The organism is Pseudomonas sp. JAI111, from assembly GCF_024809425.1.
Classification (GTDB): domain Bacteria; phylum Pseudomonadota; class Gammaproteobacteria; order Pseudomonadales; family Pseudomonadaceae; genus Aquipseudomonas.
The window spans coordinates 290,597-310,525 of sequence record NZ_JANUCB010000007.1; the positions used below are offsets into that span (position 1 = coordinate 290,597).

Consider the following 19,929-nt stretch of genomic DNA (forward strand, 5'->3'; position numbering starts at 1 on the left):
AGAATCAATGACTCACAGCAATCGCCTGGTTATTCATGATACGCGGAGTGAGAAATACCAGCAGCTCGGATTTTTTCTCCGAAACCACGTCACGCCGGAAAAGGCGGCCAAGATACGGCACATCACCGAGAAATGGCACCTTATCTACAACCTTGCTCTGAGTATTTGAGAAAACTCCACCGATCACGATGGTCTCGCCGTCGTTGACCAGCACCTTGGCATTGACTTCGTTTTTCTTGATCGGCGGTACATCCTGGACCTTGTTCAGGTAGTCCGGCTCATCCTTGGTGACCTTGACCTCCATGATGATCCGGTTGTCCGGGGTGATCTGCGGCGTCACTTCAAGCGACAGCGAGGCCTCCTTGAAAGACACCGAAGTCGCGCCACTGGAACTGGCTTCCTGATAGGGAATCTCGGTGCCCTTGAGGATTTTTGCGGTTTCCTTGTCGGACGTGACGACCTTCGGCTGCGAGACAATTTCTCCGTTGCCGGTCTTCTCCATCGCCGTCAGCTCCAGATCCAGCAACACGTTGTCGGTGATGAAGGCGATGCCGATCCCCGAGGTATTGCCGGCAGCACCCAGATCGACAAACGGTGAGTTGGTGCTGGTGCTGCCCGGCGTACCAATGGTCGTCGAGGAGCCACTGACCCCGGACGTGTTCCAGTTGCCCTTGTTCTGAGCCGAACCGCCCCAGCGCACACCGAGGCTTTTGTCATAGTCGACATTGGCTTCGACGATTCGCGCCTCGATCATCACCTGGCGCACCGGTATATCCAGTTGCGCGACGATCCGCCGAAGTTCGTCGAGGCGGTCCTGGGTCTGGTAGGCAATGATGTTGTTGGTCCGCTCATCAACCGTGATGGAACCCCGCTCGTCGGCTTTCGCTTCGGCACTGGTTACCGAAGTGAACAATTTGGCGATGTCGGCAGCCTTGGCGTAATTGACCTGCAGCAACTCTCGACGCAGCGGCGCGAGGTCAGAGATCTGCTTCTGCGATTCCAGCTCCTGGCGTTCGCGAGCGGCGATTTCATCGGCCGGCGCCACCAGCAGAACGTTGCCGATCTTGCGCTTGTCCAGGCCTTTGGTTTTCAGCACCAGGTCCAGCGCCTGGTCCCATGGGACGTTTTGCAAACGCAAGGTAATGCCGCCCTGCACGGTGTCACTGGCGACCAGGTTGAGGTTGGTGAAATCGGCGATCAACTGCAGTACCGAACGCACATCGATGTCCTGGAAATTCAGCGAGAGCTTTTCACCGGTATAGGCAAAACGCTCGGCGTTGCGCTTTTGCAGGTCGTCGACGGTCATCGGACGAATACTGACCGTCAGCTTGTTGTCGGTCTGGTAGGTCGAATAATCGAACGCTCCGCTGGGCTCGATGCTGATCGTCGCCCGGTCGCCCGTGGCACTGGCGTTGACGAATTGAACCGGAGTGGCGAAATCCTTGACGTCCAGACGCACGCGCAACGGCTCAGGCAATTGGGTCCTGGCGAAACCGAGGATGATCTTGCCGTCGCGCTCCTGGATATCCGGGGCGATTGAAGGATCCGACAAGTCGATCACCACATTGCCTTCACCCTGGGTGCCACGCTGGAAGTCCACGCCACGGATGGCTTTGTTGGCGGGCACATAGGCTTTCACCGGGGCAGGCTTTGCCGTCGCGACGCGGGGCGCACTGGCCGGCGGTCGAGGCGCCCTGGTGGCCCCCTGCCCGACCACCACAATCAGTTTGTTGCCTTCGACCCGGGCGTTGTACGGGGTCAACTGGGTCAGGTTGATGATCAGCCGCGTACGATCTTTAGCCTCCACCACCGTCGCGCTGCGCGCATTGCCGCCGCCCAGATCACGATTCTTGCTCGTCAGCTGATTGACCACACCGGGTAGATCGAGCGCGATTCGCGCAGGTGACTCGGTCGTGTATCCGTGGGGCTCCGGTGGCGGCCCGTCGAAAGACAACTTCAACTCGACGCGATCACCCGGCAGCGCGGCGACATCCAGCGCCTTGAGGTTGGCCGCTTGTACCATCGGCGACAGCAACGCTATCCATAGCGTGATACCGACGGTTGAGAAAGTCCTGTTCATTGTTCGAGTTCCACTATGAGTGCTCTTTCAAAGGGATGGTCCGCGGTCGTTCCAGCCAGGCACCTTGGCCATCGGGCACGATTTCGACCACATCGACTTGTGAGCCGCTGATGGCGACGATCCGTCCATCGTTACGCCCCAGGTAATCGCCGACTTTCAACCGATGCACACCGCCCGCCCCGCGCAACAGCGCAAAGGAGCCGGTCGCATTGGAGATCGTGCCGACCATTTCAAACTGCTCGATGTTGAAACCTTCGAGGTACTGCTTGGTGCGGTTGGGGTCGGGCTTGACGTTGCGCGAGCCATGCTTCTGGCCCGCCAGATCGACCCTGACCTGCCGGGAAAACGGGCTGCGCAGGTTGGCAGCGTTGTACGTGAACGTGGGGTAAGACCGAAAAGTCGGCGTTGGTTCAATCTTGCCGGGCGGCCTGAGGCGTACTTCATTCATGTAGGCATCGAGGTCACTGACGTCATTGGCGTTGCCACAGCCCGCCAGGCCAGCGAACAACATCGCCATCGAGAAACAACGAGCCGGGCTCATTTCTGCAGCCCCTTGTCGTTGTAGCGATAGGTCTTGGCAAGGATACTCATGCGCAGCTTGGGACCACTCTCGGGGTCGACCGGAGCGAGGTCGAAATCATGCAGCGTAACGATCCGCGGCAGCCCGGCCACGCCACTGACAAACGTCGCCAGGTCATGATAGGCACCGGTAACAGTGATCTGGATAGGCAACTCGATGTAGAACTGCTGCGTGACCTCCGGCAGCAATTTGATCTCTTCGAACTCCAGCCCGCTGCCCAACCCTGTACGGGTAATGTCTTCCAGCAGACCAGGCACTTCGGTGTCGCTGGGCAATTGCCGCAACAATACGCCGAATGAGTTCTCCATCTCCGTCATCTGCTGGGTATACAGCTCGAGGTTCGCCGCCATGCGGGCCTTGGTCGCGAATTGCTCCTTGAGGGTCGATTCCTGTTCGCGCTTGAGTCCCAATTGATCTTCCAGATCGCTGAGGTAAAAGGAATAGCCCAGCGCCAGCACCAGAATCATCAGCAGAATCCCTGCCAGCGCCTTGATCGCTGGAGGCCAGGAGCCGATGTTGTTGGTGTCCAGATCGTTGATATCGATCTTGCGCAGCGCTTCGAACCATCCAGAAGGGTTCATTGACCCACCTCTACAACGGCGGGCTGCGTCTGACGGACAGTCAACTGAAAAACATTGGCCTGATCCAGCTGACCGGCGGTGGTCGCCTTGACCTCCGTGAGGCTGGGTGCGTCGAACCAATCCGAGGCGTCCAGATTGCGCATCAATTCCGACACTCGATTGTTGGACTCCGCCGCGCCGGTGATCGATAAGGTTTTTCCGACCATTTTCACTTCGGTGAAATACACCCCGTCCGGCAGTGTGCGCGCCAGTTGGTCGAAAATCCGTCCGCTGATGGGGCGATTGCCTTGCAGGTCCTGGATGATGCGCATGCGCTCCACCAGTTGCTGGCGACGGGATTTCAGGTCGCTGATCTGCTTGATCCGCTCGTCGACCACGGCAATCTGCTTGTCGATGTAATCGTTACGGGCCACTTGCCGGTCAATCGCACCGCTGATGATCTGGTCCGCAATGAGTACGGCTCCCACGGAGCCGACCAACACGCCGACCAGCGCCAGCAAAAAGCGTTTGCGGCGTGCTTCGCGCAGCTCCTCGCGCCAGGGTAAAAGGTTGATCCGTGCCATCAGTCGAAACTCCTGAGGGCCAGTCCACAGGCGATCATCAAGGCCGGCGCATCGCTCGCCAGGGCGCCCGCATTGACCTTGCTGCTCAGCGCCATATTGGCGAACGGATTAGCCACCTGGGTCGGCGTACCGAGCCGTTGTTCGATCAACCGGTCAAGCCCCGGGACCGACGCGGTACCACCGGCCAGCAGAATGTGATCGACCGCGTTGTATTGACCGGAGGCGAAGAAGAACTGCAATGAACGGGAAACCTGCTGCACCAGCGCATCGCGAAAAGGCTGCAATACTTCGCTGAGGTAGTCGTCCGGCAATCCACCCTGTTTTTTCGCAAGCCCGGCCTGCTCGAGGGTCAGGCCATAACGGCGCTGGATTTCCTCCGTGAGCTGGCGACCGCCGAACAATTGTTCGCGGGTGTAGATGATCCGCCCGTTATGGAGGACGCTGAGGGTGGTCATGGTGGCGCCAATATCGACCACTGCCACCGTCAAACGCTCCTGAGAGGCCGCCAGATGGGTTGCCAGCAAAGAATAGGAGCGCTCCAGCGCGTAGGCCTCGACGTCCACCACGCGAGCGGTCAGGCCGGCGAGGGCCAGAGCCGCTTCACGCACTTCGACGTTTTCCTTGCGACAGGCCGCCAACAGCACATTGACCCGCTCGGGGTTACGCACCGAAGCGCCCTGGACTTCGAAGTCGATGGCGACCTCATCCAAAGGGTAAGGAATGTACTGATCCGCTTCGATCTTGAGCTGGTTTTCCATCTCGTCGTCGGAAAGACCGGCGTCCATCTCGATGGTCTTGGTGATGACGGCCGAGCCGGCGACGGCCACGGCAACGTTCCGCAGACTGGTCTTGGCCTTTGCCAGCACGCGCGCGAGTGCCTGCCCCACGCCTTCGAGCTCGGCGATATTTTTTTCGACCACGGCGTTGGCGGGCAACGGTTCGACCGCATAGGCTTCAACCCGATAACGGTCGCCTTGGCGACTAAGCTCTAATAGCTTCACCGACGTGGAGCTGATGTCGATCCCCAGAAGCGTATTGGCTTTCTTGTTGAAGAGTCCTAGCACTACCAATTCCCTATGACAATCCGTGTCTTACGGACTCTGTAATATCCATTGCGTTCAAACCACCCGTCTTGACAGCAGCGCAAATGACGCTCTCGACGGAAAAATGCTTATAATGCCGAGCGATTTTTTCCGGTTTTTACTGCAAGCGCGGGTCGTTCCCTGTTTTCTGAACCCTGTTGCCTAATTCATTCTTTGCCCTGGATATCCCAAAGCCTTGATTCGTCTGCTGAAATTTTTCGGTTGGTCCATCGTCGCCGTTTTCTGCGGACTGCTTCTCGGTCTGAGCGGCGCGTATCTTTACCTTAGTCCCGGATTGCCGTCCGTGGAGGCTCTGCGAAGCATCCAGTTGCAGATTCCGTTGCGGGTTTACAGCAGCGACAACAAGTTGATCGCCGAATTTGGCGAAATGCGCCGTACGCCGATCCGTTTCGCCGACATTCCCCCCAATTTCATCAATGCGTTACTAAGTGCTGAAGACGACAATTTTGCCAACCACTACGGCGTCGACCCCAGCAGCCTGATGCGCGCAGCGACCCAACTGGTTAAAAGCGGACACATCCAGTCCGGCGGCAGCACCATCACCATGCAGGTCGCCAAGAACTTCTTCCTGACCAGCGAACGCAGCTTCTCACGTAAAACCACCGAAATCCTCCTGGCCCTGCAGATCGAGCGGCAGTTGACCAAGGACGAGATCCTCGAGCTGTACGTCAACAAGATCTATCTTGGTAACCGCGCCTACGGCATCGAAGCCGCTGCGCAGGTTTACTACGGCAAGTCGATTCGTGACGTCAGCCTGGCGCAAATGGCGATGATCGCCGGCCTGCCCAAAGCCCCTTCGCGCTTCAACCCGCTGGCCAACCCGGCTCGCAGCAAGGAACGTCGCGACTGGATCCTCGGACGCATGTACAAGCTCGGAAAAATTTCCGAAGCCGACTACACCACCGCGATCAATGAGCCGCTGAACGCCAGCTACCACGTGCCGACCCCGGAAGTGAACGCGCCTTACATCGCTGAAATGGCCCGCGCCGAAATGGTCGGCCGCTATGGCAGCGACGCGTACACCGAAGGTTTCCGCGTCACCACAACGGTGCCGAGCAATTTGCAGGAAATGGCCAACACGGCGGTCCACGAAGGCTTGATGACGTACGACCAGCGTCACGGCTATCGCGGTCCCGAGTCGCGCCTGCCGGGCAAGACTCGCGAAGCCTGGGCAGTCGAGCTGACCAAACAGCGCACCATCAGCACCCTCGAGCCTGCGATCGTCACTCAAGTCGACAAGAACGGCCTGCAAGTAATGACTCGCACCGGTGACGAACACGTCAGCTGGGACAGCATGAAGTGGGCACGTCCGTTCTTGAACACCAACAGCATGGGCGCCAACCCGAAACAACCGTCGGATGTGGCCCAGGTCGGTGATCTGATCCGCGTTCAGCGCCAGCCGGACAACTCACTGAAATTCAGCCAGATCCCGCAAGCGCAAGGTGCCCTGGTGTCGCTTGACCCGCAGAACGGCGCCATCCGCTCGCTGGTCGGTGGTTTTGCCTTTGAGCAGAGCAACTACAACCGTGCCATGCAGGCCAAGCGTCAGCCGGGTTCGAGCTTCAAGCCATTCGTCTACAGCGCCGCGCTGGATAACGGCTACACCGCCGCCAGCCTGGTCAACGATGCGCCGATCGTGTTCGTCGACGAGTACCTGGACAAGGTCTGGCGTCCGAAGAACGACACCAATACCTTCCTCGGGCCGATTCGCCTGCGTGAAGGTTTGTACAAGTCGCGCAACCTGGTCTCGATCCGCCTGGTGCAGGCGTTGGGCGTTGATCGCACCATCGACTACATCAGCAAGTTCGGCTTCAACAAGCAGGACCTGCCGCGCAACTTGTCGCTGGCGCTGGGCACCGCGACCCTGACACCGATGGAAATCGCCACAGGCTGGAGCACTTTCGCCAACGGCGGTTACAAGGTCAGCCCGTACATCATCGATAAAATCGAAAGCCGCAACGGTGACACCCTGTTCGTTGCCAATCCACCGAGCGTGCCTCAGGGGGGCGCAGCCACCAGCGGTATCGCCGCACCGGTCGCCCAGACGTTTACGGTCAACCAGACCCCGGGCGAGGCTGCGGCCGCGCCAGGCACTACGCCACAAACGCCTGCGGTGGCTGAACGCATCATCGATGGCCGCACCACGTACATCCTCAACAGCATGCTTGAGGACGTGATCAAGCTTGGTACCGGCCGTCGCGCCCTGGCCTTGGGCCGCAGCGACATCGCGGGCAAGACCGGGACCACCAACGAATCCAAGGATGCATGGTTCTCGGGCTACAACGCCGACTACGTAACCACCGTCTGGACCGGGTTCGACCAGCCTGAAAGCCTGGGCAAGCGCGAGTTCGGTGGCACCGTGGCGCTGCCGATCTGGATGAACTACATGGCGGCAGCCCTTAAAGACAAGCCGCCTCATACGCAACCAGAGCCAGAAGGCATTCTCAGCCTGCGGGTCGACCCGGTCAGCGGCCGCGCGGCCAGTCCTGGAACGCCAGGGGCCTACTTCGAACTGTTCAAGGCTGAAGACACGCCGCCATCGGTGAATGAACTGGGTAACGGCACAGCGCCGGGCAGCCCGCTGCCAGCGGATGAGTCGGCGCCGATCGATTTGTTCTAGAGAAGCAGCAGCAAGCTTTAAGCTGCAAGCCACAAGTAAAAGCAAACGCCATGCGCACGCTTCAACTTGTAGCTTGTAGCTTGCCACTAGAAGCCCATAAAAAAACCCAGCACTAGGCTGGGTTTTTTTATGGGTGCTGCTGTTATCCGTTGAACACGTCATCCACGCTTTTCAGCGGGTAGTTCTTCGGATACGGCAGGGTCGCCACGCCGGTCTCGATAGCGGCCTTGGCCACGGCATCGGAGATCACGGTGATCAGACGTGCATCCATTGGTTTCGGAATGATGTACTCACGACCGAATTCCAGCTTGATGCCGCCGTAGGCGTCGCACACTTCCTGAGGAACCGGCAGCTTGGCCAGTTCACGCAGGGCGTTGGCCGCTGCCACTTTCATTTCTTCGTTGATGCGTTTGGCGCGAACGTCCAGGGCACCGCGGAAGATGAACGGGAAGCCCAGTACGTTGTTGACCTGGTTCGGGTAGTCCGAACGGCCGGTGGCCATGATCACGTCGTCACGGGTGGCGTGAGCCAGTTCCGGGGCGATTTCCGGATCCGGGTTCGAGCATGCGAACACGATCGGGTTGGCCGCCATGGACTTCAGGCCTTCAGCGCTCAGCAGGTTCGGACCAGACAGGCCGACGAACACGTCAGCACCGGCGAGAGCGTCAGCCAGGGTGCGCTTGTCGGTCGCGTGAGCGAAGACAGCCTTGTACTGGTTCAGGTCGTCACGGCCGGAGTGGATCACGCCGGTACGGTCGACCATGAAGATGTTTTCGATGTTGGCGCCCATGCTCACCAGCAATTTCATGCAGGAGATGGCGGCCGCACCGGCACCCAGGCAGACAATCTTGGCGTCAGCCAGGGTTTTGCCAGCGATTTCCAGGGCGTTGATCATGCCGGCCGCAGTCACGATTGCGGTGCCATGCTGGTCATCGTGGAACACTGGAATGTCGCACTGCTCGATCAGAGCGCGTTCGATCTCAAAGCACTCAGGCGCCTTGATGTCTTCCAGGTTGATGCCACCGAAGGTGATGGAGATGCGCTTGACGGTGTCGATGAAGGCTTGTGGGCTTTCGGAGTCGACTTCGATGTCGAACACGTCGATACCGGCGAAGCGCTTGAACAGCACGCCTTTACCTTCCATGACAGGCTTGGACGCCAGTGGGCCGAGGTTACCCAGGCCAAGAATCGCGGTGCCATCGGAAATGACTGCAACCAGGTTGCCTTTGCCGGTGTATTTGTAGGCCAGTTCAGGATCACGAGCGATTTCGCGTACTGGTTCGGCTACGCCGGGGCTATAGGCCAGCGACAGGTCGCGGGCGGTAGCGGTGGCCTTGGTGAGCTCGACACTCAGCTTACCTGGACGAGGATGGGCGTGATATTCGAGAGCGGCAGTTTTCAGATCAGACATGGGGGCATTCCGCTTTTACTGTTGGACAGACTGGTCAGCGAGGATACGCGCCTCGCAAAATCCCCACAAGACTGACCAGTCACCCCTGTCAAGCGCCCTGCCCTACGACTTTGGGCCAAGAGCCACGGAACACAAGGGATAGACTGTTCACAATCTAATTTAAAAATGTCTACAATTTCTTTTTCAAGGCGTCATCTGCAACATCGACGGATCGGTCAGCGGCAGTAGCCAGCGCGCCTGGCCGGATTTCAAACCACCACGCCGCGACCGATCCACTACCCAGCCACGCGCCTCGATTTGCCTGCCTTTGAGCTTTTCCAGCTGTGCAACATCGAACTGCCCCAACAAATTGGGTGCAACGCGCAATACAACCGAATCCTGCAACTCGATCCAAACCCCGCCGCGATTGCGCTGAACCTTGCTGACACGCCCACTGAGCACGGCGAAGCCCGAGGTGCTGATCTGCTCCGCTTTCAGTACAGGGGATTGCCGCCACAGGCCAAGACCGGCCTGACGGGCACTGCGCTCGGCGGCTTGCTGGCAGCCGACCAAATCGACATTCGGCGCTACCGCGACTTGAAATCCAAGACCTTCGGCAAGCATCTGCGCTTCGAGATTGCTGCCATCGGCACCGTAGACATGAGCCAGCGTGCGACCGTAGTGATCCTTGCTCTCTTTACCCGGCAGCAAACCCACCCGCCCGTCGCTGGCAGCCACCAATGCTTCCAGGCGTTTGCGTGCCGCCACGGCGAACGGCTCGTCGGAACGGCCCTGCTTGCCCATTTCAGGCGTATTAAGGCCGATCATGCGTACACTGCGGCCATCGCTTAAGCGCAAGGTGTCGCCATCGACCACTCGCTGCACCGCCACGGGTGTAAGCCCACTCGGCACCGGACAGAAGGCGTGGGCGCCGGACAGCCAAATCGCGGACACAAAAAAGGCGCCCACGAGGGACGCCTTTTTTAACAGCAAGGAAAAGCCCATAGGGCCCTTCAACCTTACTCTGCAGCAGCTGGAGCTTTGGTTTTGCCAAAAGCGCCAAAACGGTCTGCGAAGCGCTGTACACGACCGCCAGTATCCAGAGTCTTCTGCTTACCGGTGTAGAACGGGTGGCATTCGTTGCATACGTCGATCGCCAGAGGCTTGGCCAGGTTCGAACGAGTTTCGAACTTGTTGCCACAGCTGCAGGTAACTGCGGTGACTTCGTATGTTGGATGGATATCGGCTTTCATGGTGTCTTCCTCGGGCTAGCGTGCCGCCACTCAACACTATTGTTGAATACCGCACGTAATTAGGCCGCGGATTCTACCAGACATCGCCAATCACGCAAGCTGTCGCTTATACCGACCGTCTGCTAGGCTCCCGACCCAAAGCGCCGTCCCTTGTGGGAGTGAGCCTGCTCGCGATAGCGATCTGTCATTCACGTTTGTGTCGTCTGAAACACCGCTATCGCGAGCAGGCTCACTCCTACAAGGTTATGTGCCTGAGCCTTTTTACCGCCTGCTGACCGAGATCCCCCCGCGTGCCCGACGCCATTTTGCGCCTCGCCCTGCCTTCGCCCCTGCGCCGCCTGTTCGATTACCGCGCCCCGGCCGGGGTCCTGCGCGCCCAGTTGCAACCGGGCATGCGCCTGCGAGTGCCATTCGGCCGACGGGAGATGATCGGGATTCTGGTGGAAGTCACCGACACCAGCGAAGTGCCGGTGGAGAAACTCAAACCGGCGCTGGCCCTGCTCGACGCCACCCCGCCGCTGCCACCGGCGCTGTTCAAGCTGTGCCTGTGGACGTCCCAGTATTACCAGCACAGCCTCGGTGACACGTTGAGCTGGGCACTGCCAGTGTTGTTGCGTCAGGGCGAACTGGCCGAAGCACGCCAGGAGCGATTCTGGTCCGCCACGCCCGGTGCCAGCTTGGATGACCCGCGCATCGCCCGCGCGCCCCGCCAGCGTGAAGCCCTGGCGACGCTTGCACAACATCCTCACGGCGTCGCTCATCAATTGCTGAGCAAGCTGATGCTGAGCAAGGACAGCCTGGATTTGCTGCTCGCCAAGGATCTGGTGCAGGTGGAAATCCGCAAGCACGCGCCTGGCGCTCGGCACGAACACTGGCTCGCGCAACCCGAGCTGCCGCTCAACCCCGAGCAGCGCGCTGCTTATGAAGCCATTCGCGCCGGGTTCGACAGTTATCACGCCTTCCTGCTGGCCGGCGTCACCGGCAGCGGCAAGACTGAAGTGTATTTGCAGTTGATCCGCGAGACGCTTGAGGCGGGCAAGCAGGCGCTGGTGCTGATCCCGGAGATCAACCTCGGTCCGCAAACCCTTGCGCGCTTCGAGCAGCGTTTCAATGCGCGCATCGCCTTGATCCACTCTGCAGTCAATGACCGCGAGCGCCTCGAAGCCTGGCTCGCCGCCCGGGACGGTGACGCCGACATTATTATCGGCACCCGCTCGGCGCTGTTCACGCCGATGAAAAACCCCGGCCTGATCATCATCGATGAAGAGCACGACAGCTCCTATAAACAGCAGGAAGGCCTGCGTTACCACGCCCGGGATCTGGCACTGGTTCGTGCACGGCAGGAAAACATTCCAATCGTGCTCGGCTCCGCCACGCCGTCACTGGAAAGCCTGCACAACGCCTACACCGGTCGCTACGGACTCCTGCGTCTGAATGAACGAGCGGGTGGCGCCAAGCAGCCGCGGTTCCTGCGTCTGGATGTGAAAAGCCGTCCGCTGGACAGCGGCATTTCCGGGCCGATGCAACAAGCCATCGGTCAGACACTGGCTGCCGGTCAGCAAGTGTTGGTGTTCCTGAACCGCCGCGGCTTCGCGCCGACGCTGTTGTGTCATGACTGTGGCTGGATGTCCGAGTGCCAGCGCTGCGACGCCCGAATGACCGTGCACCAGCGCTCCGGCGAACTGCGTTGTCACCATTGCGGCTATGTCGAGCGCGTACCTCGGCACTGCCCGAAATGTGGCAAGGTCGATTTACGGCCCGTCGGCGCCGGCACCGAGCGCGCCGAGGAGCGGCTGGGCATTTTGTTTCCGGACGTCCCGGTGCTGCGGGTCGACCGCGACAGCACTTCGCGCAAGGACGCGATGAATCAGCTGTTCGCCACTATCCAGAAAGGCCATCCGTGCATCCTGGTCGGTACGCAAATGCTTGCCAAAGGGCACCACTTTCCACGGGTGACGCTGGTGTCGATTCTCGACGCCGACGGCGGGCTGTTCTCCGGCGACTTCCGCGCCAGCGAGCGCATGGCTCAGTTGATCGTCCAGGTCGCAGGCCGTGCGGGCCGGGCCGAAGAGCCGGGCAAGGTGATTATCCAGACGCATTTGGCCGACCATCCACTGCTGGTGCAATTGACCGAACAGGGGTATTTCGCCTTTGCCGAGCAGGCCTTGAGCGAACGTCGTTCTGCAGGATTGCCACCGTTTGCGCATTTGGCGCTGCTGCGGGCAGAAGCGCATAAACCAGGGCAAGCCGAAGGTTTTCTCGATGAGGCGTGCAGTGAGGCCGAGCGTTTGCTGGCTGAGCAGCAATTGACCGGAATCGAGCTGCTTGGGCCGGTGCCGGCCCCAATGGAGCGACGTGCCGGGCGCTATCGTGCGCAATTGTTGTTGCAGGCCACGGCTCGAGCGCCATTGCACCGATTGCTTGCCAGTTGGCTGCTGGTGCTGGAGCAGATGCCGAGCGGGCGAGCGGTGCGTTGGTCGCTCGATGTCGATCCCGTCGATTTGTATTGATTTCAAGATCGCCATCGCGGGCAAGCCCGCTCCCACAAGGGTTCTGTGTCAGGCACATAATAGGTAACCGCCGCCAATCCAGTGTGGGAGCGGGCTTGCCCGCGATGGCGGCCGATTTGTCACCACATATCCATAACCTGCCCGCTATAGTTGGCAAGCACGTCTGGGCCACGGATAATGCCCAGTTTTTCCACTAGCGCATCCAGGCGCCGCCGCGCTTGCGGTCGAAAGAGAACACCATGAAAGACACCATTCGCCAGCTGATCCAACAAGCCATCACCCAACTCGTCAACGAAGGTGTGTTGCCTGAAGGCCTGTCGCCGGCGATCCAGGTGGAAAACTCCCGTGACAAGAAAAACGGCGACTTCGCCAGCAACATTGCAATGATGCTGGCCAAACCGGCCGGCATGAAGCCGCGTGACCTGGCCGAGAAGATCATCGCTGCGCTGCCGGCTGACGAAAACGTCGCCAAGACCGAGATCGCCGGCCCGGGCTTCCTGAACTTCTTCCAGAATACCGATGCCCTGGCGTCACGCCTGGACGCCGCGCTGGCCGACGAACACATCGGCGTGCGCAAGGCCGGCCCGGTGCAACGCACCGTGGTCGATCTGTCGGCGCCGAACCTGGCCAAAGAGATGCACGTCGGCCACTTGCGTTCGACCATCATCGGCGACGGCGTGGCGCGCGTGCTGGAGTTCCTCGGCGACGAGGTGATCCGTCAGAACCACGTTGGCGACTGGGGCACCCAGTTCGGCATGCTGATGGCGTACCTTCAGGAAAATCCGATCACCAGCGACGAACTGTCGGACCTGGAGAACTTCTACCGCGCCGCCAAGCAACGCTTCGATGAATCCGAAGAGTTCGCTGACCGCGCCCGCGGCCTGGTGGTCAAGTTGCAGGCCGGCGACCCAGACTGCCTGGCGCTGTGGACCAAGTTCAAAGACATCTCGCTGTCGCACTGCCAGAAAATCTACGAACTGCTGAACGTCAAACTGACCATGGCCGACGTGATGGGCGAAAGCGCCTACAACGACGACCTGATCAACGTAGTCAATGACCTCAAGGCCGCCGGCCTGCTGGTTGAAAGCAACGGCGCGCAATGCGTGTTCCTTGACGAATTCAAGAACGCCGACGGCGACCCGCTGCCGGTGATCATCGTCAAGGCAGACGGCGGCTACCTCTATGCCACCACCGACCTGGCGGCGATACGCTACCGCAGCGGCAAGCTCAAGGCTGATCGCGCGCTGTACTTCGTCGACCAGCGTCAGGCGCTGCACTTCCAGCAAGTGTTCGCGGTCGCCCGCAAGGCCGGTTTCGTGACGCACCCGATGGAAATGGAACACATGGGCTTCGGCACCATGAATGGTAAAGACGGCCGTCCGTTCAAGACCCGTGACGGCGGCACCGTGAAGCTGATCGACCTGCTGACCGAAGCCCAGGAACGCGCCTACACCCTGGTCAAGGACAAGAATCCAGAGCTGGCTGATGACGAATTGCGCAATATCGCCAGGGTCGTCGGCATCGGCGCGGTGAAATACGCCGACCTGTCCAAACACCGCACCAGCGACTACAGCTTCAACTTCGATCTGATGTTGAACTTCGAAGGCAATACCGCGCCTTACCTGCTGTACGCCTACACCCGGGTGGCTGGTGTGTTCCGCAAACTGGGCAAGGACTTCAGCGAAGTCGAAGGCCAGATCGTCCTCGAAGCGGAGCACGAACACGAACTGGCGGCCAAGCTGGCGCAGTTCGGCGAAGTGCTGAATAACGTTGGCGAAAAAGGCACACCGCACATCCTGTGCACCTACCTGTACGATGTCGCCGGTCTGTTCTCCAGTTTCTACGAGAACTGCCCGATCCTCAGCGCCGATACCCCGGCGCAAATGCAGAGCCGCCTGCGCCTCGCCGCGCTGACCGGTCGCACTCTCAAGCAAGGCCTGGAACTCTTGGGTCTGGAAACTCTGGAGCGTATGTAAGTTGGCTGCCAAGAAAAAACCTGCACCCAAGCGTGGCGCCAGCCGTTACCAAGCCCCTGCAAAGCAACCGATCCCGGGTTGGCTGTGGATGGCGATCGGCCTGACGGTCGGCGCGTTCGTGGTGTTCCTGATGAAGCTGGAGCCGGGCAAGGGCAGCGAAAGCGTCAAGCGCGAGAAGATCGAGCAGCAGAAAGCGACGAAAATCGCCGAGGCCAACAAGACGCCGCCGAGCCCGACGCAACCGGTCAAGCCCAAGTACGACTTCTATACCCTGCTGCCGGAATCGGAAGTGATCGTGCCACCGGACGCCGTGCCGGAGAAAACCCTGCCGTCGCCGCAAGTGCCAGCCGTTCCGACCACGCCGGTCACACCAGAGCAGGCGGCGAAGATCGACACACAGCGCGCTCAGGCCGCATTGGCCGGGATCACACCGCCGCCAGCACCACCGGTGTCGAAGGCGGCGCCAGTGACCAAGTTCTTCTTGCAGGCGGGTTCCTTCCGCAAGCAAGCGGACGCGGACAAGGTTCGGGCGCAGATCATTCTGCTGGGCCAGGCAGTGGCGGTTGAATCCGGCACTGTTAAAGACGAAACCTGGTATCGGGTGTTGGTCGGGCCGTTCAGCAACCGCGAACAACTGACCACCGCTCAGAAACAACTGGCCGGCGCCGGCTTCAGCAACCTGTTGTTACAACAACGCCAGAACCGCTGACCCACCTCTGATCGTTCCCACGCTCCGCGTGGGAATGCCTCAAGGGACGCTCCGCGTTCCAGCTTTAGAAAGGGACGCGGAGCGTCCCGGGCTGCATTCCCACGCAGAGCGTGGGAACGATCACCCTCTACACCGCTCGTCCCCTCTCCTGCCCCACAGTTGAAATACGCGCCACCACCCCCATATGAGTTTGCATAAGGCATTTTCGCCCCGCTGCGTGGAGACTCTCCCTTTGACCACCATCGTTTCAGTTCGCCGCCACGGCAAAGTCGTCATGGGCGGCGACGGCCAGGTTTCTCTCGGCAATACCGTGATGAAAGGCAACGCGAAGAAAGTTCGCCGCCTGTACCACGGCCAGGTTATCGCCGGTTTTGCCGGGGCCACCGCTGACGCCTTCACGCTCTTCGAGCGTTTCGAAGGCCAGCTTGAGAAACATCAAGGCCACTTGGTTCGCGCCGCTGTCGAACTCGCCAAAGAATGGCGCACTGACCGCTCCCTCAGCCGCCTCGAAGCCATGCTCGCGGTTGCCAACAAAGACGCCTCTCTGATCATCACCGGCAACGGCGACGTGGTAGAGCCCGAGCAAGGCTTGATCGCCATGGGTTCCGGTGGCGGTTACGCCCAGGCTGCCGCCAGCGCCTTGCTGAAGAAAACCGATCTGTCGGCCCGGGAAATCGTCGAAACCGCACTCGGCATCGCCGGCGACATCTGCGTATTCACCAACCACACCTTTACCATTGAGGAGCAGGACCTCGCGGAGTAAGCCTGTTCCGGCCTTAGTGCCACGGCTCACTTTTGCTTGAGGACCGCCAATTACTATGTCCATGACTCCCCGTGAAATCGTCCACGAACTCAATCGCCATATCATCGGCCAGGACGATGCCAAGCGCGCCGTCGCCATCGCGCTGCGTAACCGCTGGCGCCGGATGCAGCTGCCTGAAGAGCTGCGCGTTGAAGTCACCCCCAAGAACATCCTGATGATCGGCCCGACTGGTGTCGGTAAAACCGAGATCGCCCGTCGCCTGGCCAAACTCGCCAATGCGCCGTTCATCAAAGTCGAAGCCACCAAGTTCACCGAAGTCGGCTATGTCGGTCGCGACGTCGAATCGATCATTCGTGACCTGGCCGATGCCGCCATCAAACTGCTGCGCGAACAGGAAATGACCAAGGTTCGCCACCGCGCCGAAGACGCCGCCGAAGACCGCATCCTCGACGCCCTGCTGCCACCGGCACGCATGGGTTTCAGCAACGACGACGCGCCGTCTTCTTCCGATTCCAACACCCGCCAGCTGTTCCGCAAGCGCCTGCGTGAAGGCCAGCTGGATGACAAGGAGATCGAAATCGAAGTCGCCGAAATGGCCGGCGTCGACATCTCCGCGCCACCGGGCATGGAAGAAATGACCAATCAGTTGCAGAGCCTGTTTGCCAATATGGGCAAGGGCAAACGCAAGAGCCGCAAGATCAAGGTCAAGGAAGCGCTGAAACTGGTGCGTGACGAAGAAGCCAGCCGCCTGGTCAACGATGATGAGTTGAAGGCCAAGGCCCTGGAAGCGGTCGAGCAGCACGGCATCGTGTTCATCGACGAAATCGACAAAGTCGCCAAGCGCGGTAACTCCGGCGGCGTCGACGTGTCCCGTGAAGGCGTGCAGCGCGACTTGCTGCCACTGATCGAAGGCTGCACCGTCAACACCAAGCTGGGCATGGTCAAGACCGACCACATCCTGTTCATCGCCTCCGGCGCGTTCCACTTGAGCAAGCCGAGCGACCTGGTGCCTGAGCTGCAAGGTCGTCTGCCGATTCGTGTCGAATTGAAGGCGCTGACGCCTGAAGATTTCGAGCGCATTCTCAGCGAGCCGCACGCCTCGCTCACCGAGCAATATTGCGCCTTGCTGAAAACCGAAGGCCTGTCCATCGAGTTCCAGCCGGACGGCATCAAGCGCATCGCCGAGATCGCCTGGCAGGTCAACGAGAAGACCGAGAACATCGGTGCCCGTCGCCTGCACACCTTGCTCGAGCGCCTGCTCGAAGAGGTGTCGTTCAGCGCCGGCGACCTGGCCAGCGCCCACGACGACAAGGTGATCATGATCGACGCCGACTACGTCAACAGCCACTTGGGTGAATTGGCGCAGAACGAAGACCTGTCCCGCTACATTCTGTAAAGCGGCAAGTTGCAAGCCACAAGCTGCAAGTCGGTCACCTACCGCTTGCAGCTTGAAGCTTGAAACTTGTAGGCTGGCTCCATGAGCCAAATCCCTACCGATATCAAGCTGCACAAAGCCTCGAAAACCCTGTCGCTGAAATACGCGTCCGGTGAGGAATATCACCTGCCCGCCGAGTTCCTGCGCGTGCACTCTCCTTCCGCCGAGGTCCAGGGCCACGGCAAGCCTATCCTGCAATTTGGCAAGATCGGCGTAGGCCTGACCAAGGTAGAACCGGCCGGTCAGTACGCACTGAAATTGACCTTCGACGATGGCCACGACAGCGGCTTGTTCACCTGGGAATATTTGTACGAACTGGGGCGACGCCAGGACGCACTCTGGGATGATTATCTTGCCGAGCTCAAAGCGGCCGGGAAAACCCGCGACCCCAACCAGTCCGTCGTCAAGCTGATGCTCTAAGTCAAGCCTCTTGCTCATTAGAGGGCATTTTCTAATTCCATCTGTTTGAATGCTCCGCTCCTGGGTCGCTGATTGGCCCGCTTGCGAAAAAAATTAAACTCGGGTAACCAATGGAGCTGGCAAGTTCCCTGCAGTGCTCTCTGCGATTGAAAAAAGCAGCGATGCAGAATTAACGGTCACCCGAGCAGTAGTACCTGGCCTTGGCTGTGTGCGACTACACAGCTGGACCCAGGTACTCGTCTCAGGACAATGGAGCGTCGTAGATGAGTAACAAGAATAACGATGACTTGAAGTATCAAGCCTCGGAAAACACCTTGGGGCTGAATCCTGTCGTTGGGCTGCGTGGAAAGGATCTTCTGGCGTCCGCTCGAATGGTGCTCAGGCAGGCCATCAAGCAACCGATTCACAGTGCAAAGCATGTCGCCCATTTCGGCCTTGAACTGAAGAACGTGTTATTCGGAAAATCCGAGCTTCAACCCACTAGCGATGACCGTCGCTTTGCCGATCCGGCCTGGAGCCAGAACCCGCTCTATAAACGTTATTTGCAAACTTACCTGGCGTGGCGCAAGGAACTCCACGCCTGGATCGACGACAGTAACCTGCCGCCCAAAGACGTCAGTCGCGGGCATTTTGTGATCAACCTCATGACCGAAGCCATGGCCCCGACCAACAGTGCGGCCAACCCGGCGGCGGTCAAACGCTTCTTCGAAACCGGCGGTAAAAGCCTGCTCGATGGTCTCTCGCATCTGGCCAAGGACCTGGTGCACAACGGCGGCATGCCGAGCCAGGTCAACATGGGCGCCTTCGAAGTCGGCAAGAGCCTGGGCGTGACCGAAGGTGCGGTGGTGTTCCGCAACGACGTTCTGGAGCTGATCCAGTACCGCCCGATCACCGAGCAGGTGCACGAGCGTCCGCTGTTGGTGGTGCCGCCGCAGATCAACAAGTTCTATGTATTCGACCTGAGCCCGGACAAGAGCCTGGCGCGTTTCTGCCTGCGCAACAATGTGCAGACCTTCATCGTCAGCTGGCGCAACCCGACCAAGGAGCAGCGCGAGTGGGGTCTGTCGACCTACATCGAAGCGCTCAAGGAAGCAGTCGACGTGGTGATGGCGATCACTGGCAGCAAAGACGTGAACATGCTCGGCGCCTGCTCCGGTGGCATCACCTGCACCGCGCTGCTGGGCCACTACGCCGCGATCGGCGAGAAGAAGGTCAACGCCCTGACCTTGCTGGTCAGCGTGCTGGACACGACCCTGGACAGCGACGTAGCACTGTTCGTCGATGAACAAACCCTCGAAGCCGCCAAGCGCCATTCCTACCAGGCCGGCGTGCTGGAAGGCCGCGACATGGCGAAAGTCTTCGCCTGGATGCGCCCCAACGATTTGATCTGGAACTACTGGGTCAACAACTACCTGCTCGGCAACGAGCCACCGGTGTTCGACATCCTGTTCTGGAACAATGACACCACCCGATTGCCCGCCGCATTCCACGGCGACCTGATCGAGATGTTCAAAAACAATCCACTGATCCGCCCCAACGCACTGGAAGTGTGCGGCACCCCCATCGACCTGAAGCAGGTCACCGCCGACATCTTTTCGCTGGCCGGCACCAACGACCACATTACCCCATGGAAGTCCTGCTACAAGTCGGCGCAATTGTTTGGCGGCAAGGTCGAGTTCGTGCTGTCCAGCAGCGGGCATATCCAAAGCATTCTGAACCCGCCTGGCAATCCGAAGTCACGTTATATGACCAGCACCGAAATGCCGGTCAAAGCCGAGGACTGGCAAGAAAACTCCACCAAGCACACCGACTCCTGGTGGCTGCACTGGCAGGCATGGCAAGCCGAGCGCTCGGGCAAACTGAAAAAGACCCCAACAAGCCTAGGCAACAAAACCTACCCGGCAGGCGAGGCAGCGCCAGGCACTTACGTACACGAGCGGTAACCG

Annotated in this window: 16 protein-coding genes; 8 read left to right on the top strand and 8 right to left on the bottom strand. The window is 59.8% G+C overall.

All coding sequences use genetic code 11. The annotated features are described in order from the left end of the window. Nucleotides 1–4 precede the first annotated feature (4 nt). From pilQ to HNR03_RS21975, 5 genes are read right to left on the bottom strand one after another with little or no spacing between them, the layout of a single operon-like run. On the bottom strand, nucleotides 5–2,080 hold the full coding sequence (gene pilQ, locus HNR03_RS21955) for a type IV pilus secretin PilQ (RefSeq protein ID WP_259155709.1): 2,076 nt from the start codon (nucleotides 2,078–2,080) through the stop codon (nucleotides 5–7). A gap of 13 nt (nucleotides 2,081–2,093) precedes the next feature. Beyond that, nucleotides 2,094–2,621 (bottom strand): pilus assembly protein PilP, encoded by a 528-nt coding sequence (locus tag HNR03_RS21960; protein WP_222589433.1) that lies wholly within the window; start codon nucleotides 2,619–2,621, stop codon nucleotides 2,094–2,096. Further along, entirely contained in the window at nucleotides 2,618–3,241 is a 624-nt protein-coding gene (gene pilO / locus HNR03_RS21965) for a type 4a pilus biogenesis protein PilO (RefSeq protein ID WP_222589432.1), read from the bottom strand. The genes HNR03_RS21960 and pilO overlap by 4 nt, the downstream gene beginning before the upstream one ends. After that, entirely contained in the window at nucleotides 3,238–3,804 is a 567-nt protein-coding gene (locus HNR03_RS21970) for a PilN domain-containing protein (RefSeq protein WP_259155710.1), read from the bottom strand. Before HNR03_RS21970 ends, pilO begins: the two co-directional genes overlap by 4 nt. Beyond that, on the bottom strand, nucleotides 3,804–4,868 hold the full coding sequence (locus HNR03_RS21975) for a pilus assembly protein PilM (protein WP_259155712.1): 1,065 nt from the start codon (nucleotides 4,866–4,868) through the stop codon (nucleotides 3,804–3,806). Before HNR03_RS21975 ends, HNR03_RS21970 begins: the two co-directional genes overlap by 1 nt. 217 nt (nucleotides 4,869–5,085) lie before the next feature. Here HNR03_RS21975 and HNR03_RS21980 point away from each other — a divergent pair, with 217 nt between their 5' ends. After that, a complete protein-coding gene (locus HNR03_RS21980; protein WP_405046075.1) occupies nucleotides 5,086–7,527 on the top strand; it encodes a penicillin-binding protein 1A in 2,442 nt (813 codons plus the stop codon). A 142-nt stretch (nucleotides 7,528–7,669) separates the two neighbouring features. Here the strand turns inward: HNR03_RS21980 and HNR03_RS21985 are convergent, their stop codons facing one another. The 3 genes from HNR03_RS21985 to rpmE all read right to left on the bottom strand — a co-directional run bounded on the left by HNR03_RS21985 (nucleotide 7,670) and on the right by rpmE (nucleotide 10,170). Next, entirely contained in the window at nucleotides 7,670–8,938 is a 1,269-nt protein-coding gene (locus HNR03_RS21985) for a malic enzyme-like NAD(P)-binding protein (RefSeq protein ID WP_090176589.1), read from the bottom strand. Nucleotides 8,939–9,121: 183 nt separating this feature from the next. Further along, complete coding sequence (locus tag HNR03_RS21990; RefSeq protein ID WP_259155716.1) at nucleotides 9,122–9,922, bottom strand: thermonuclease family protein; 801 nt, start codon at nucleotides 9,920–9,922, stop codon at nucleotides 9,122–9,124. Nucleotides 9,923–9,936: 14 nt separating this feature from the next. After that, entirely contained in the window at nucleotides 9,937–10,170 is a 234-nt protein-coding gene (gene rpmE, locus HNR03_RS21995; protein ID WP_027922104.1) for a 50S ribosomal protein L31, read from the bottom strand. Between the two features lie 290 nt (nucleotides 10,171–10,460). Between rpmE and HNR03_RS22000 the strand changes: the two genes are divergently transcribed. The 7 genes from HNR03_RS22000 to phaC all read left to right on the top strand — a co-directional run bounded on the left by HNR03_RS22000 (nucleotide 10,461) and on the right by phaC (nucleotide 19,926). Then, the gene (locus HNR03_RS22000) at nucleotides 10,461–12,680 is read left to right on the top strand and encodes a primosomal protein N' (protein WP_259155717.1); all 2,220 of its coding nucleotides are present in this window, start codon (nucleotides 10,461–10,463) and stop codon (nucleotides 12,678–12,680) included. Between the two features lie 239 nt (nucleotides 12,681–12,919). Continuing rightward, entirely contained in the window at nucleotides 12,920–14,656 is a 1,737-nt protein-coding gene (gene argS / locus HNR03_RS22005; protein WP_259155719.1) for an arginine--tRNA ligase, read from the top strand. Between the two features lies 1 nt (nucleotide 14,657). Continuing rightward, nucleotides 14,658–15,365, top strand: a complete 708-nt coding sequence (locus HNR03_RS22010; RefSeq protein ID WP_222589425.1) for an SPOR domain-containing protein — start codon at nucleotides 14,658–14,660, stop codon at nucleotides 15,363–15,365. Nucleotides 15,366–15,597: 232 nt separating this feature from the next. Next, complete coding sequence (gene hslV, locus HNR03_RS22015; RefSeq protein ID WP_090176604.1) at nucleotides 15,598–16,128, top strand: ATP-dependent protease subunit HslV; 531 nt, start codon at nucleotides 15,598–15,600, stop codon at nucleotides 16,126–16,128. Between the two features lie 55 nt (nucleotides 16,129–16,183). Further along, nucleotides 16,184–17,524 (top strand): ATP-dependent protease ATPase subunit HslU, encoded by a 1,341-nt coding sequence (gene hslU / locus HNR03_RS22020; RefSeq protein WP_208670444.1) that lies wholly within the window; start codon nucleotides 16,184–16,186, stop codon nucleotides 17,522–17,524. Between the two features lie 81 nt (nucleotides 17,525–17,605). Beyond that, the gene (locus HNR03_RS22025) at nucleotides 17,606–17,983 is read left to right on the top strand and encodes a gamma-butyrobetaine hydroxylase-like domain-containing protein (protein WP_222589424.1); all 378 of its coding nucleotides are present in this window, start codon (nucleotides 17,606–17,608) and stop codon (nucleotides 17,981–17,983) included. A gap of 263 nt (nucleotides 17,984–18,246) precedes the next feature. Further along, nucleotides 18,247–19,926, top strand: a complete 1,680-nt coding sequence (phaC, locus tag HNR03_RS22030; RefSeq protein WP_222589423.1) for a class II poly(R)-hydroxyalkanoic acid synthase — start codon at nucleotides 18,247–18,249, stop codon at nucleotides 19,924–19,926. The last annotated feature ends 3 nt before the right edge of the window (nucleotides 19,927–19,929 follow it).

What these genes read in the sequence shown, in the direction of transcription:
- hslU (WP_208670444.1), top strand. Translation starts at nt 16,184, where the DNA reads ATGTCCATGACTCCCCGTGAAATCGTCCACGAACTCAATCGCCATATC.
- argS (WP_259155719.1), top strand. Translation starts at nt 12,920, where the DNA reads ATGAAAGACACCATTCGCCAGCTGATCCAACAAGCCATCACCCAACTC.
- rpmE (WP_027922104.1), bottom strand. Translation starts at nt 10,170, where the DNA reads ATGAAAGCCGATATCCATCCAACATACGAAGTCACCGCAGTTACCTGC.
- pilO (WP_222589432.1), bottom strand. Translation starts at nt 3,241, where the DNA reads ATGAACCCTTCTGGATGGTTCGAAGCGCTGCGCAAGATCGATATCAAC.
- HNR03_RS21970 (WP_259155710.1), bottom strand. Translation starts at nt 3,804, where the DNA reads ATGGCACGGATCAACCTTTTACCCTGGCGCGAGGAGCTGCGCGAAGCA.
- pilQ (WP_259155709.1), bottom strand. Translation starts at nt 2,080, where the DNA reads ATGAACAGGACTTTCTCAACCGTCGGTATCACGCTATGGATAGCGTTG.
- HNR03_RS22025 (WP_222589424.1), top strand. Translation starts at nt 17,606, where the DNA reads ATGAGCCAAATCCCTACCGATATCAAGCTGCACAAAGCCTCGAAAACC.
- HNR03_RS21960 (WP_222589433.1), bottom strand. Translation starts at nt 2,621, where the DNA reads ATGAGCCCGGCTCGTTGTTTCTCGATGGCGATGTTGTTCGCTGGCCTG.
- phaC (WP_222589423.1), top strand. Translation starts at nt 18,247, where the DNA reads ATGAGTAACAAGAATAACGATGACTTGAAGTATCAAGCCTCGGAAAAC.
- HNR03_RS21985 (WP_090176589.1), bottom strand. Translation starts at nt 8,938, where the DNA reads ATGTCTGATCTGAAAACTGCCGCTCTCGAATATCACGCCCATCCTCGT.
- HNR03_RS21990 (WP_259155716.1), bottom strand. Translation starts at nt 9,922, where the DNA reads ATGGGCTTTTCCTTGCTGTTAAAAAAGGCGTCCCTCGTGGGCGCCTTT.